Origin of the sequence: Bacillus sp. (in: firmicutes), from assembly GCA_012842745.1 — a bacterium.
Lineage (GTDB): Bacteria > Bacillota > Bacilli > Bacillales > Bacillaceae_J > Schinkia.
In genome coordinates this window covers 408,553-422,531 of the sequence record DUSF01000035.1, presented here as the reverse complement: position 1 = coordinate 422,531, position 13,979 = coordinate 408,553, and the positions used below count along the sequence as shown (strand labels likewise).

15 protein-coding genes are annotated in these 13,979 nt (G+C 35.6%); all 15 read right to left on the bottom strand.

The genetic code is table 11. From position 1 onward, the window contains the following. Positions 1 to 97: 97 nt before the first annotated feature. Positions 98 to 472 carry a cytochrome c gene (locus tag GX497_07110; GenBank protein ID HHY72984.1) on the bottom strand — a complete coding sequence of 125 codons (375 nt, stop codon included), beginning with the start codon at positions 470 to 472 and terminating at the stop codon, positions 98 to 100. A 186-nt stretch (positions 473 to 658) separates the two neighbouring features. Next, on the bottom strand, positions 659 to 1,210 hold the full coding sequence (locus tag GX497_07105) for a hypothetical protein (protein ID HHY72983.1): 552 nt from the start codon (positions 1,208 to 1,210) through the stop codon (positions 659 to 661). A 66-nt stretch (positions 1,211 to 1,276) separates the two neighbouring features. After that, positions 1,277 to 2,404 carry an RNA polymerase sigma factor RpoD gene (gene rpoD, locus GX497_07100; protein ID HHY72982.1) on the bottom strand — a complete coding sequence of 376 codons (1,128 nt, stop codon included), beginning with the start codon at positions 2,402 to 2,404 and terminating at the stop codon, positions 1,277 to 1,279. 27 nt (positions 2,405 to 2,431) lie between these two features. After that, positions 2,432 to 4,246 carry a DNA primase gene (locus GX497_07095; protein HHY72981.1) on the bottom strand — a complete coding sequence of 605 codons (1,815 nt, stop codon included), beginning with the start codon at positions 4,244 to 4,246 and terminating at the stop codon, positions 2,432 to 2,434. Positions 4,247 to 4,634: 388 nt separating this feature from the next. Beyond that, the gene (locus GX497_07090) at positions 4,635 to 5,444 is read right to left on the bottom strand and encodes a kinase/pyrophosphorylase (GenBank protein ID HHY72980.1); all 810 of its coding nucleotides are present in this window, start codon (positions 5,442 to 5,444) and stop codon (positions 4,635 to 4,637) included. A gap of 57 nt (positions 5,445 to 5,501) precedes the next feature. Beyond that, positions 5,502 to 6,131 (bottom strand): helix-turn-helix transcriptional regulator, encoded by a 630-nt coding sequence (locus GX497_07085; GenBank protein HHY72979.1) that lies wholly within the window; start codon positions 6,129 to 6,131, stop codon positions 5,502 to 5,504. Between the two features lie 128 nt (positions 6,132 to 6,259). Continuing rightward, positions 6,260 to 7,003, bottom strand: a complete 744-nt coding sequence (gene recO / locus GX497_07080) for a DNA repair protein RecO (protein ID HHY72978.1) — start codon at positions 7,001 to 7,003, stop codon at positions 6,260 to 6,262. A gap of 72 nt (positions 7,004 to 7,075) precedes the next feature. After that, positions 7,076 to 7,219 (bottom strand): YqzL family protein, encoded by a 144-nt coding sequence (locus GX497_07075; GenBank protein HHY72977.1) that lies wholly within the window; start codon positions 7,217 to 7,219, stop codon positions 7,076 to 7,078. 115 nt (positions 7,220 to 7,334) lie between these two features. Then, complete coding sequence (locus GX497_07070) at positions 7,335 to 8,243, bottom strand: GTPase Era (GenBank protein HHY72976.1); 909 nt, start codon at positions 8,241 to 8,243, stop codon at positions 7,335 to 7,337. Beyond that, positions 8,236 to 8,646 carry a cytidine deaminase gene (locus GX497_07065; GenBank protein ID HHY72975.1) on the bottom strand — a complete coding sequence of 137 codons (411 nt, stop codon included), beginning with the start codon at positions 8,644 to 8,646 and terminating at the stop codon, positions 8,236 to 8,238. Before GX497_07065 ends, GX497_07070 begins: the two co-directional genes overlap by 8 nt. Positions 8,647 to 8,720: 74 nt before the next feature. Then, the gene (locus tag GX497_07060; protein HHY72974.1) at positions 8,721 to 9,113 is read right to left on the bottom strand and encodes a diacylglycerol kinase family protein; all 393 of its coding nucleotides are present in this window, start codon (positions 9,111 to 9,113) and stop codon (positions 8,721 to 8,723) included. Continuing rightward, complete coding sequence (gene ybeY / locus GX497_07055; GenBank protein ID HHY72973.1) at positions 9,091 to 9,555, bottom strand: rRNA maturation RNase YbeY; 465 nt, start codon at positions 9,553 to 9,555, stop codon at positions 9,091 to 9,093. Before ybeY ends, GX497_07060 begins: the two co-directional genes overlap by 23 nt. Next, a complete protein-coding gene (locus tag GX497_07050; GenBank protein ID HHY72972.1) occupies positions 9,552 to 11,684 on the bottom strand; it encodes an HD family phosphohydrolase in 2,133 nt (710 codons plus the stop codon). The genes ybeY and GX497_07050 overlap by 4 nt, the downstream gene beginning before the upstream one ends. Before the next feature lie 135 nt (positions 11,685 to 11,819). Beyond that, on the bottom strand, positions 11,820 to 12,779 hold the full coding sequence (locus GX497_07045) for a PhoH family protein (protein ID HHY72971.1): 960 nt from the start codon (positions 12,777 to 12,779) through the stop codon (positions 11,820 to 11,822). Positions 12,780 to 12,782: 3 nt separating this feature from the next. Continuing rightward, positions 12,783 to 13,973 (bottom strand): sporulation protein YqfD, encoded by a 1,191-nt coding sequence (gene yqfD / locus GX497_07040; protein HHY72970.1) that lies wholly within the window; start codon positions 13,971 to 13,973, stop codon positions 12,783 to 12,785. Positions 13,974 to 13,979 lie beyond the last annotated feature (6 nt).

The window sequence follows — 13,979 nt, the reverse complement described above, 5'->3', positions numbered from 1 at the left end:
CTTTCGATTATATTCTATGTACCATCATAAACATATTTTAATGGAAAGTAAAAAAGCTTTCTACCTTTACGATAGAAAGCTTTTGTGTTTATAGTTATTATTTTTGCTCTGCTAACCATGCAGCAATAGCGCTAGCTTTTTCAGCATCTACAAGGCCTGCTGGCATTGCGTTTTGGCCATTATTAATGATATTTTCAATGTCTCCAGCAGAAAGGCGGCTACCAACATCAGCTAACGCGGGTCCAACTCCACCTTCTAAATTTTGGCCGTGACATGAAGCACAGCTTGCTTTCACCATTCCTTCTGGGTCATTAGCATCTGGTGCAGCTGCTTCTTGTTGTGTAGCTTGTTTCTTTTCATCCATAGCCGCTAACATTTTATCAGCATTGTTCAAACCCCAGAAAGAAACACCTACCATTATAACGATACCTAAAACAGCAATAAGCGCAAATGGTACTAATGGGTTCTTCATTTTTCTTCCTCCTTATGTATGTAGTCCAATTTTCACATAGTTTATGCAACACTACTTATTTTACTTTAAATTATTGTTTACGGAAAGAGGTTCTGACTAAGTTTGCAATAATTTTTTGGATTTACAATAAATAATTAAATAATTTGTCAAAAAGTTAAAATTTACAGAATTTTCACATCAGTATACTTACATAAAATGATATGTTAGTAGCAAAACTGCCCCAGCAATTCCAGATATAATCAAATACTTCAAATTCAAGCGAAAACCAATGAAGGCCCAAATTCCACAATTCAGTAAAATTGTAATAATAATTGCAATTTGCCTAGCAGAGAAAGCAACAGACACAAGATGAACAGATGCTAGGAATAGAATTAAAATCCCTATAATAAGAGCAATATGAAAAAATGAATGCTTTTTCTTAAACAAGTAAACAAAACTACTAAAGCTTATAATAACAAAAATTGTAAATAAACCGATTTGCAAATGAATCGATATTTCAGTAAAATATATAACAATAAGTGTGATTACAAGCTGCAACAGTATAAAAGTATAAAACAGCTGCTCCAATAACTTTTTATAAGAATAGGAACGTGATTTTCTTTCAAAAGCTCGCTGCTCTTCTTCAGAGCCTTCTGTATATAATGAAATTAAAAAATCACAATATTGTTCAGGTAAAAGGCGATGCTCTTTCCAATATTTAATCTCGTTTAGAACAATATTTTTTCTGGACTTGTCCATCTATGACACCTCAAAAAAAATAGTTTACTCCATTATACATGAAGTAAACTATAATCGGCTTATAATTTATTCTAGAAAGTCTTTTAGACGTTTACTTCTGCTTGGATGACGAAGCTTACGTAGTGCTTTCGCTTCAATTTGACGAATGCGTTCACGGGTAACACCGAATACTTTTCCAACTTCTTCAAGTGTTCGTGTTCTGCCATCATCTAAGCCAAAACGAAGACGCAAGACATTTTCTTCACGATCAGTTAAGGTGTCTAATACATCTTCTAACTGTTCTTTTAATAATTCATAGGCAGCAGCGTCTGATGGTGAGGTCGCTTCTTGGTCTTCAATGAAGTCACCTAAATGCGAATCGTCTTCTTCACCAATCGGTGTTTCCAATGATACGGGTTCTTGGGCGATTTTTAAAATTTCACGAACCTTTTCTGGAGTTAAATCCATTTCTTCGCCAATTTCTTCAGGTGTTGGTTCACGTCCTAAATCTTGTAATAATTGTCTTTGCACTCGTATTAATTTATTAATTGTTTCTACCATATGAACTGGGATGCGGATTGTTCTTGCCTGGTCAGCAATCGCCCTAGTGATAGCCTGTCTAATCCACCATGTTGCATACGTACTAAATTTAAAACCTTTACGGTGATCAAATTTTTCAACAGCCTTGATTAGACCCATATTTCCTTCCTGAATAAGATCAAGAAATAACATTCCTCTACCAACATATCTTTTTGCGATACTAACGACTAATCTTAAGTTAGCTTCAGCAAGGCGGCGTTTTGCCTCCTCATCACCTTTTTCAATACGTTCCGCAAGCTCAATTTCTTCTTCTGCAGATAATAAATCAACCCGACCAATCTCTTTTAAATACATACGGACAGGGTCGTTGATTTTAATTCCTGGTGGAACAGAAAGATCATTTAAATCAAATTCTTCTTCCTTTTCCAGTTGATTAAAGCTAGGATCATCCCCATCATCTTCCGAGTGTCCAATGATATCGATACCTTTATCACCTAGGTATTCATAAAATTCATCCATCTGGTCTGAATCAAGCTCAAAAGCTGATAGACGTTCTGCTATTTCATCATATGAAATAACCCCGCGTTTTTTCCCTTGTTCAACAATTAATTCTTTTACTTGCTCAAGCGTAATCTCTGCCTCTAATTCTTTTGAATGAGCCCCTTTTTCAGCCATTAGTTCCCCTCCTTCCAATAATTCCAACTATTTCAATTCCTTTTTCATTTTGATCATCTTCATAGCAAGCTGTGCTGCTTTGATAAAATCCTGCTCTTTCTCGGCCGCTACCTTCTCTATTTCGAGTTCTTTTATTTTTAACCAATTTGGATAATTCAACACTTGTTTCACATAATCTGATAGTTCCTCGTCAGAAATATCAATATTGATGTCTAACATCGCTAACTCAGAAACAATTCTCTTAAGCTCTTCATCCTCAATCCTTTGCAGAATCGCCCCTATACTTGGAGAATTTCCTTCTTCATAATAACCATAAATAAAGAGAGCAATTGCATTATGAACATCTATGTTAAAGGAACAACCAATTTGTTCCTTTATTTGATTAGTGATTTCTTCATTCCTCAACATATGGGCGAGTATGATTCTTTCTGCATTATGATAAGCAGGTAAAAGTTTCTTTTTCGCAATTATTGTCTTTGGGTAGTTGTTATTATTATTTCGATTAAAAGCTGAAATATCCTTGTTTTTTCTTAATCTTCTATAAATTTGATATTGCTCACTTTTTAAAGCATCTAAGGAAATGGAAAATTCATCGGATAATTGCCTCAAATAGCGGTCTCTTTCCACCGCTTTTGGAAGGGTGCTTATTTCCGCTAGTACTTCTTCTATATAAGCAAAAAGTTCACCTTCATCATTTAGATTTTTCCCTCTTTTTAAAAAATCAAGCTTAAAGGCCATCAATGGTTGGCTTGTTCCAACAACTTTCTTATGAAAACTTTCTTTTCCATACGTTTGGATGTATTCATCAGGATCATAACCTTCTGGCAGTTTTGCAACCCGAACGGTGCACCCAGCATTAGTCAAAATTGTTGTCGCACGGTAAGCTGCGTTTATTCCAGCGTCATCCGCGTCATAGCAAATGACGACGCTACCTGTATTTCGGCGAATGATTCGCGCCTGTTCGTCCGTCAGCGATGTGCCTAATGAAGCGACCCCATTTTCTACCCCTGCAAGATACGCGCTAATAACATCTACATATCCTTCAAACAAGATGATCTGCTCTTTTTTTCGTATCTCCGCCCTCGCCAAATGCAATCCATATAACGTTTTACTCTTATTGAAAATTCTCGTTTCGGGGCTGTTTAAGTATTTCGGCTCCCCTTCAAAAAGAATTCTTCCACCAAAAGCAATCGTCCTGCCTTGATGGTCCCAAATCGGGAACATAATCCGATTGCGAAACCGATCAAAATACGTCCCATCGCTTTCCCTTCTTGCAATAAGGCCAGCTTTATCCATTTCATACAGATTAAATCCTCTTTTATCCAAAAACCTTGCTGCCACATCCCAAGTATTCGGTGCATAGCCTATTTGAAATCTAGTAATGGCCTCCTCCGTAAATCCCCTTTTCTGTAAATACTGAAGCGCTTCACTACCTTCTTTTGTATTTACTAGAAAATGATGGTACAATTTTTGTAATAGCTCATGGGCCCGAAACATTTCCGCATAGTCTTGAGATTGCCCCGGAGCATAGTCTGCTTCGCTTTTAATAGGAAGATTAATATGTAATTTAGTAGCTAAAGCAGATACAGCCTCAAAAAAAGAGCAGTTGTCAATATTCATTAAAAATGAAAAGACATTACCACCGGCACCACAACCAAAACAATGATAAATTTGCTTTTCCGCGGAAACAGAAAAAGAAGGCGTTTTTTCGCCATGAAAAGGACATAGACCAAAATAATTTCGACCTTGTTTTTTTAGCTGAACATATTCACTAATTACATCAACAATGTCTACTTTATTTCGAATTTCTTCAATGGTTTCTTCGGGAATACGATTTCCCATTTTACATCACCATCTACTTCATTATTCTACTTTCTATAATAATTAATTCTATCTCCCTATTCAATTTCCCTGCAATTTTCGACAAATTTTTTAAAATGTTTTTGCAAAATGCTTTCTAACTTTTCACCATCTTTCTTTATTCTACATCCCTTCATAGAATCCTTCTTACTTTAAACTATTTTATTATTTTGATTTTTGTCGAAAGATATGCTTTATTTGTAAGTCTTACTAATATAGTTTATTCTTTCATTGTCAAGTATAAACCTAAATATTTATTTTAATCACAATTTTTTATTGTAATATAAAATTATTTCAATTTCTAGATGCAAAGAAAAAAACCTCAAGAAGTATCGGCTATCATATGAATGCCAGATACTCCTGAGGTTTTTTACAGCATTTTCTTTCCATAAATACTTAAAATGACATTTGCTGTTTCTTCAACTGCTTTATTGGAGACATCAATCACTCCACAGCCGATTTTTTCAACTAGTTTATTAAAATAATGAAGTTCTTCTTTTATACGCTCAATATTTGCATAGCTTGCCGTATCACTTAAACCAAGTGATTTTAACCGTTCCTTACGAATATTGTTAAGCTTTTCCGGTGTAATTTTCAAAGCAAAAATACGTTCTTTCGGAATTTGGAACAATTCTTCTGGTGCTTCAACCTCCGGTACGATTGGGATGTTCACAACCTTTAAACGTTTTAACGCTAAATATTGAGATAACGGTGTTTTCGATGTCCTTGATACACCTAAAAGGACAATATCTGCCCGCAAAATCCCACGTGGATCCCTGCCATCATCATATTTAACGGCAAATTCAATCGCTTCCACCTTTTTGAAATAATCTTCATCCAGTTGACGAACTAATCCTGGTTCTTCTCTCGGTTTTCTCTTATAGTTTTTTTGCATCTGCTCTACCATTGGACCTATAATATCAACCGTTGGAATTCCTAATCGATCGGCCTCTGTTATTAAAAATTCTCTCATACTAGGAACAACTAATGTAAAAGCAATGATTGCTTGATTTTCTTTTGCTAGAGAAATAACTTCACTTAGTGTACCGGTATCTTCCACATATGGGATCCGTTTTATCGTTAAGTCAAATGAATGAAATTGACTTGCAGCAGCTTTTACTACAAGCTCAGCTGTTTCCCCAACTGAATCGGAAACAATATAAACATTGGCGTTGTTCAAATGCCCCCATTCCTTTCTGTATATTTATTTTATTTATAGCTTAGAAAATAATGAATGTTAAATAAGTTCATCTTTAGCAATATCCAACAATACTTTTGTCATATTCGTTTTTGTGAGCCGACCAATAACTTCATATCCTTTTCCTGAAACTTTTACGACAGGGACCGCATCAATTTGTTTTTCAATAATTTTTTCTGCAACTTCGATAATAAAGTCTTCTTTTTGGCAAAAGGTAATATTCGGCATTCTTGTCATAATAATATTAACAGGGATGGCTTCTAAGTTTGTTTTTCCTAGACTTGCACGCAATAAATCCTTTCTTGAAAGAACACCCACTAATAAGGAGTTCCTATCAACGACGAACAATGTCCCCACATCTTCAAGGAACATTGTACAAATAGCATCATAGACAGAAACTCCTTCATCAACAACAACAGGCATCGATTGATACTGGTAAACTTGTAATTTCTTTACTTTCTCTGTTAATAATTGCGAGCCTGTTTTTCCTGTATAAAAATAACCTACCCTGGGCCTAGCCTCTAAATATCCAGCCATTGTTAAAATAGCTAAATCAGGTCTAAGTGTTGCCCTTGTTAAATTTAATTGATCCGCTATTTGTTCGCCTGTAATCGGCCCATTATCCTTGACTATCTGCAAAATTTTTTCTTGACGGTTGTTAAGTTCTATTTTTACTCACCACCTTCGATGATAAAGCACGACACAACAGAATTTTGTAATAAATAGGTTATACTATTGATATATTTATTATAGCTCATTTTACTAAAATGAAAAATAAGTATGTATTATTTATGAAATTATTTAAGCAAATCAAGTTGTGTGAGGAAGCGTTTTGATTTAAGGGATAATCCAGCATACTCATCATAGAGTGATGAAATGACTAACTTAAGTTCCTTTTTCGTCGCATCCTTGACTGAAATTTTGCCAAGACGATGTATATCAAAATAATAAAAAAGTCGTAACAAGCGGACGGTTGATTGCGAAATTTGGATTCGATTCGGGTCAAGATGAAAACAACGATGACATACAAAACCGCCTTCTCTAATTGAGAAGGCGAATTTCCCTTGCGCTTTTGAACAACAAACGCAGCCATCTAGTTTTGGATAAATGCCTGCAATATTCAGCATTTTCATTTCATAAATATAAGTTAATATGTCTAGATCGATTCCTTCATTCATAAAATGTAATGTTTGATAAAGAAGCTCAAATAAATAAGGATTTGTTTTTTTCTCTTCTGTAAGCTTATCGGTAAGTTCAACGATATAGGCTGCATAAGCAGCTTTATATAAATCTTCCCTAAGCGCTCGAAAGGATGATATCATTTCACCCTGCTGCATAGTACCTAAACCAGCACCTATTTGTACTAAAAAGTGACCATGGATAAATAATTGTGATACGGAGGTTAATCTGCTTTGTGTTTTTTTTGCACCACGAGCCATCACACCAATTTTACCCATTTCTCTTGTAAACAATGTTACAATTTTATTTGTTTCTCCGTAATCATTCGTTCGGATGATAATACCTTCAACTTTACGTAACAATTTTGACACCATCCACTTTTATATATGTTTTTTTCGTTTATTATGCAGCCGATATTTATACAGTAAATGGGGTCAAGATAAAGGAGAATCTATTTCGCTAAGCTGGTTAAAATAATTTTCAACAGTTTCTTGAAATTCCCTTTCAATCTCTTTCATAAGAAGATACGTTTCCAAATTACCAGTTTGGGTAAAGATTTTCCAGGTAAAATCAATCACAAGAAACCCCACCTTTCGATTTTTAAGAACTAACTTTTTTAACACTCTCTACAATTAGCTTGACCGATCCTATTCATTTAATGTTAGTGAAATGCTGTAAATTACAAGGTTCACATTAATACTCGTCTTCACGAAAACCAAAGTCGCGAAGTTGACTTAGCTTATTGCGCCAATCCTTTTGCACTTTAACCCATAACTCTAGAAAAACTTTTGAACCTAGTAACGCTTCGATATCAATCCGAGCTAAACGCCCAATTTCTTTAAGCATTTTTCCTTGCTTTCCGATAATGATTCCTTTTTGTGAATCACGTTCAACGATGACTGTTGCAGCGATATAGACTGTATTTCCACCCTCACGACGTTCCAATGAGTCCATGACAACGGCAATCGAATGAGGAATTTCCTCTCGGGTTAAATGAAGTACTTTCTCACGGATTAGCTCGGTTATGATAAACCTCTCTGGGTGGTCAGTTACTTGATCCGCAGGATAATATTGCGGTCCATTTGGCATGTAGTGTTCAATTTGTTCAAGCAATGTATCGACATTATTCCCTTCTAGAGCAGAAATTGGGATGATTTCTTTGAAAGGATACAATTCTTTATATTGAGTAATAATCGTTAATAAATGGTCTGGATGAATTTGATCAATTTTGTTAATCACAAGAAAAACAGGTTGCTTTGTTTGTTTCAAACGCTCAATGATAAATTCGTCACCCTTGCCAAAACCCTCTTCAGCATTAATCAAAAATAAAATAAGATCAACTTCATTTAAAGTGTTTTGCGCTATCTTCATCATGAAATCGCCAAGCTTATGCTTTGGTTTATGAATGCCAGGCGTATCAATAAAAATAATTTGGCTATGATCTGTTGTATAAACACCTTGGATTTTATTTCTAGTTGTTTGCGGCTTATCGCTCATAATCGCAATTTTTTGACCGATTACTTTGTTTAATAATGTTGATTTTCCTACATTAGGTCTTCCGATGATTGATACAAATCCTGATTTATAGTTTTCATTATTCATGTAAATCCTCCGCGGTAAATGCTCCTGGCAACAACGCCTCTACTGTTGTTTCGGTAATGATGCCTTGTAAATTTGTTAAAAAGATTGGCATATTTGGTGGACAAAGCTCTGCCATTACTTGACGGCATGCCCCACATGGCGGTACAGGCCGTTTCGTGTCAGCAACGACAGCGAGCGCTTTTATTTGTTTATCACCTTCTGAAAACGCTTTAAATAATGCCGTTCGCTCAGCACAATTGCATAACCCATAAGCAGCATTTTCAATATTACAGCCTTTGTATACCTTCATGTTTTGAGTTAAAACAGCTGCACCTACTTTAAATTTAGAGTACGGAACATAGGCCTGCTCACGCGCTTCCTTTGCTTGATCAATTAGATCATCTATAAATAATTGGTCCGTCATCTTTTTATTTCCTTTCAAAGTACTTTTATTTTACACCAAATTGAATTTGTTTTCAGCAATATCAAAGAAAAGGTTTACACAAAATTCAAAAAAATTAATAATGGTTTTAAAAAAATAATTAATCCTATGATAACAGATATAATCGCAAAAACAAAAACAGCTCCCGCTGCCACATCCTTTGCCTGCTTGGCAAGGGGCTTGATTTCCTCCGTGCATAAATCAACTGTTCGTTCAATTGCTGTGTTGAGAGATTCAAGACTAAGCATAATCCCGATGCAGAGGAGAATAACAATCCATTCAAGCTTAGATACAGAGAAAAAGTAAGCGAAAAAAAGAACGATGCATGCAATCGTTAAATGTATCTGCATATTTCGTTCTTTTTTTATAACGTGTAATAGTCCCTGAGTAGCATACGAAAAACTTGCTAGGAGTCGCTTCATTTCTTTAACGATGGAGGCCATATTCATCTAAAATTTCCTTTTGTTTACTAAACATGATTTCTTCATCTTCTTTTTCCATATGATCATAACCTAACAAATGCAAAAAGCCATGGATTGTTAAAAAGCCGAGTTCTCTCATGAGACTATGGTTATATTCCTCTGCTTGCTCCTTTGTTTTAGGGATAGAAATGATAATGTCACCGAGAATAGTTGGTAAAGCATCCCCCTGAATCGGTATTTCCCCTTCACCCATTTCTTCCATTGCAAAAGAAATGACATCGGTTGGCTGATCTTTTCCTCGGTAAATGCGATTGATTTCTTGAATTTCTTCATTATCAACAAACGTAATCGAAAGCTCTGCATCTCGGTCAATCTTTTCCTTTTTTGCTGCAAATATTAATAATTTTTCAATTTCATCTTTCTCTTCTTCTTCTATAAAATGATGTTCATCAATAAAATCTATAATCATGCTTCTCTCACCTTCTTCTCTTTCTTCATTTGCTTCGCATCAGGATACTCGATTCTTGAGTGGAAAACTCCCTTTAATGTTTCACAAATTGATTTTGCTGCCAAATCAAGCTCTTTAAGCGTAATATCACATTCATCAAACTGACCATCCTGAAGGCGATCCGTTAATATACTCCGTACTAAATTTTCAATTTTTTGTGGTGTCGGGTTTGATAGCGACCTTACTGCCGCCTCAACACTATCAGCAAGACCAACGATGACAGCCTCTTTTGATTGTGCTTTAGGCCCCGGATATCTGAAATCTGACTCTATTATATCATCTGATTGCTCCTTCGCTTTAAAATAAAAATATTTTAATAGCGTTGTACCATGATGCTGTTCCGCGATATCAATAATTTCTTTCGGAATTTTATATTCCCGCAACAGTTCTGCCCCGTCATAAGGGTGTGCCGTTATAATTGTTTTACTTAACTGCGGCGATATAGTATCGTGCGGATTTTCGATATTCATCTGGTTTTCGATATAAAAATGGGGACGCTTTGTTTTGCCAATATCATGATAATAAGCCCCTACTCTTGCTAAAAAACCGTTGGCACCAATCGTCTCACAGGCTGCTTCGGAAAGGTTGGCAACCATAATGCTATGATGGTACGTCCCAGGCGTTTCAAGTAAAATTTTTCGTAATAACGGATGATTGGGACTTGATAACTCGATTAGCTTAATCATTGATAACAGGCCAAACCAAGCTTCGAAAACAGGCATTAATCCTAATGTTAATACAGCTGATATAAAGCCTGATAAAAATGCAAATAACAAGTACGTCCCAATTTCCAAGCTTGTTACATGACCATTTCTAATCATAAACAATCCCGTAATGGCAACCATATTAATGACGGACACGTACAGTCCTGCTTTTAAAATTTTCGAACGATAATGGCGTTCACTAATAAAAATGATACCAGCAATGCCACTAATTAAAAAATAAACACCAAGGGAAAAATTAAATTTCCCGAGCATTTCTACATTAAAAATAATACTGCCGCAAATTGAAAAAACGATACTTGAAATAACAGCTAATTTTTCTTTAAGCAGAACCTTTATTAACATTGTGGCCATCGCTGCCGGAAAAATATAGCCTATTTCTACTTCTAACCGGAATAAACTAATTCCCTTCATTAATAAAATAGTTAATGCAAAGATTAAAACATACATAATCCGTTCTTTTGAGCCGACATCTTTTACATAATAAGCTACGATACTAGTTAAAAGGAATACAAAAAGGGCCAAACCAATAAATATGTTTGGATTTACTTGTTCTTCTAACAAACCAACAAGCGCTAATTGTTTAAACATCTCGCGGTCAATCACTTGTCCTTCTTTTACGAGAACTTGACCTGCTCTAATTTTTACTGGATTTACTTTATCCATTGCTGCTTGGCGCTTTGCTTCGGTGCCCTTGATGTCATAAACATAATTAGGAATAATCGCATATTGGGCAATTGCGACCATCACGCTTTTTATATTTTCCGGTAGATTCACCTTATTGATTTCTTCTGAGACAATTTCTTTCTGCCTGTCCTCTTCGCCGACCTTTATTGGTTGCCCCATGATTTGTTTTATCAACGTAGTCGTTGTACCTTTAGCACTATCTAACAGTCCTGGTGAGACCGTTAGCAACGTTTCTAAGTTTTTGTCAGAAAGCTGACCTTGAAGTTCTAGTGGAATCATTTCCTTAAGTAAATCTACTTTTTTCTCTAGTGGAATGCTTTCCTCTATAATGGCTGGATTTTGACTATCATCAACTTTCTCAGATTTAACTGCACTCACTGCGTCAAAAATAGCCAAAATGATTTCTACACGGTTTTCTGCATAATCCGCTTTTAAAATATACTGGTCATCTACTTCTAAAACAGCTTCTTGCTTTTTTTCCTCGGTTGCTTCAATATCCTCTATCGTTATCGGGGAGAGGATATCTTTCTTAGCAACTGAAAAAAGGCGAAGGTCTACTTTTTCTGGGCGAATATTCGAATACATTGACACATATAAAATTGCGGCAATTGTTATAAATAATAACACTGGTATAAACTTATGATTTTTTATTTGTTTAAACAATTGATTAAATGTATTCATGGTCGTTCTCCTCTACATTTAAAAAGCATTTGTTAGAAAAGGGCTGTCTCATAAGTATCGGGCATCGTATACAACTAGTGCAGTTGTGATGTTTTCGTGTGATGCCAGACACTGGTGAGACAGCCCTCTTATATTTTATTTTAGGCCCTCGTATGCACTTATAATTTTTTGTACTAATGGATGGCGAACAACATCGGATTGCTCCAAATAAATGAAAGATATTCCTGAAATATCTTTCAATATCTCTCTTGCAATACTTAAGCCTGATTTCACTCCTTTTGGAAGATCTACTTGGGTAATGTCACCCGTAATGACCATCTTAGAACCAAAGCCTAATCTAGTTAAAAACATTTTCATTTGTTCTGGTGTTGTATTTTGCGCTTCATCCAAGATAACGAATGAATCGTCTAATGTTCGACCACGCATATAAGCTAACGGGGCAATTTCAATTGTTCCTCTTTCGATTAACCTTGCCACTTGGTCTGTACCTAAAACATCATGTAAGGCATCATATAAAGGACGTAAATAAGGATCAACCTTTTCTTTTAAATCACCAGGTAAAAAGCCAAGACTCTCACCCGCTTCGACCGCAGGTCTTGTCAAGATAATCCGTTTAATGCGGCCCCCTTTTAATGCAGCAACAGCCATAACGACGGCAATATACGTTTTCCCAGTACCAGCAGGACCAATTCCGAATACTAAGTCATCCGCTTTTATAGATGAAACATATTTTCTTTGACCTAATGTTTTGACACGGATTGATTTGCCTTTCGCATTTTTCGTAATTTCTTGTTCATATAATTCTTCAAATTCGTCTATAATGCCTTTTTGGGCTAATTCAATTGCATACACTACATCACGTTCTGAAATACTGGCACCTTTCCTAATGACCTTCAACAGAGCAAGCAAAACCATTTCTGCAAGCTGGAGAGCTTCAGGATTGCCAGACACATTCACAGATTCACCTCTTGTGACAATTGAAAGCTGAAGCTTTTCTTCCATCATTTTTAAATTCCGATCTTCAGTCCCAAATAAAGATAGTGCTTCATTTAAAGTCTGTAATTGTAAATTGATCGTTTTTACATTCTCTTGCATTATTTAGTCTCCTTGGATAATAGGTTGTGGTAATGCGATATCTTCGATTACTTGGTAGTGTATCATTAATTTAACTTTACCATGGTCCACTGATTGGTGCAAAACATTTTCTCCTTTTATAACAGCTTCTTCCCCTAATTTTGCTTTTAATGAAGTTCGCGCTGTTTTTTTCGCAATCGCAATTGCCGTTTGTTTATCATATTTTCTAACATGTTCTTCTTCTTCCCTAATAATTTGCTTGCGATAAACAAGCGGTAAATTCCATTTAAGAAATTTAATCTCTTTATCGACAGTTTCAGTCTTGTAATTTGCATATTCAATCTTTTCAAAACCCCAGATTGGAATGTTTATGCGAAAAATTCCTAAGGAATGCTTTGTAATACTGTTCCCTGTTAAAACAGTAAAGGTCGTTTCAAGCGGTACAGCGATATGAGACTTGTACCAAATTTCACCAAAAACTTTCCCTTTTGCCGCAATAATCTCTGTCTTTCCTTCTTTGCCAATTACGCCTGAAACTAGCAGCTGCCCTGGCCTCACAAAATCATTTATTTTTATAATAGGTTGTCCTTGTTCCACATAATAATCATAAATGACCGCTTTTTTCTTCGCTACTAAATGTCTAGGGCTAACGAATTCCGGCTTTTCGGCTATTTTTTTCTCAACCACTTCAAATTGGTAGGTCGTACCATTCAAGCTGACCCCTACCCATGTGATTGAAGAAGAAAATTTATCTGTAAGTTCATCTTGGATTTGTTCAATTCCTGGCAGGGAAAATTGCAGCTTCCCTCGTTTAATCCCCATTAAAGTTAATTCTTTTCTAAGCTCATGCTCTAATTTAGGGTTAGCGCCCACTACTTCAATATTCCAAACCGTATTTGATAATAAGATTGTAATCATTAATGCGGCTACAATCCCAAGAACAAAACCACTATTGGTAATCATTTTTTTTATTAAAAACGGCAGCCCAATGCGCCCAATAAATTTAAGTTTACAATCACTTTTTCGAATAATTTTTCGAAGCTTATGTATATCTTCAAGCTTTAAATAGCCTGTAACGGTTGTCGTTCCCTGTCTTTTTAAATCCCAGATTACGACATTTTCCCTAACACAGTTGTTTAGGAATGGTTCAATTAATTTTCCAGTGACTTTTATTTTGACATAGCCTGAAAAATAGTTGGTCCATTTATTTTTCATTACATA

Coding starts and splice junctions, on each gene's coding strand:
- GX497_07070 (HHY72976.1), bottom strand. CDS start 8,243: ATGAATAATGAAAACTATAAATCAGGATTTGTATCAATCATCGGAAGA.
- GX497_07105 (HHY72983.1), bottom strand. CDS start 1,210: ATGGACAAGTCCAGAAAAAATATTGTTCTAAACGAGATTAAATATTGG.
- ybeY (HHY72973.1), bottom strand. CDS start 9,555: ATGATTATAGATTTTATTGATGAACATCATTTTATAGAAGAAGAAGAG.
- GX497_07095 (HHY72981.1), bottom strand. CDS start 4,246: ATGGGAAATCGTATTCCCGAAGAAACCATTGAAGAAATTCGAAATAAA.
- GX497_07065 (HHY72975.1), bottom strand. CDS start 8,646: ATGACGGACCAATTATTTATAGATGATCTAATTGATCAAGCAAAGGAA.
- GX497_07045 (HHY72971.1), bottom strand. CDS start 12,779: ATGCAAGAGAATGTAAAAACGATCAATTTACAATTACAGACTTTAAAT.
- GX497_07110 (HHY72984.1), bottom strand. CDS start 472: ATGAAGAACCCATTAGTACCATTTGCGCTTATTGCTGTTTTAGGTATC.
- GX497_07060 (HHY72974.1), bottom strand. CDS start 9,113: ATGAATATGGCCTCCATCGTTAAAGAAATGAAGCGACTCCTAGCAAGT.
- rpoD (HHY72982.1), bottom strand. CDS start 2,404: ATGGCTGAAAAAGGGGCTCATTCAAAAGAATTAGAGGCAGAGATTACG.
- GX497_07050 (HHY72972.1), bottom strand. CDS start 11,684: ATGAATACATTTAATCAATTGTTTAAACAAATAAAAAATCATAAGTTT.
- yqfD (HHY72970.1), bottom strand. CDS start 13,973: ATGAAAAATAAATGGACCAACTATTTTTCAGGCTATGTCAAAATAAAA.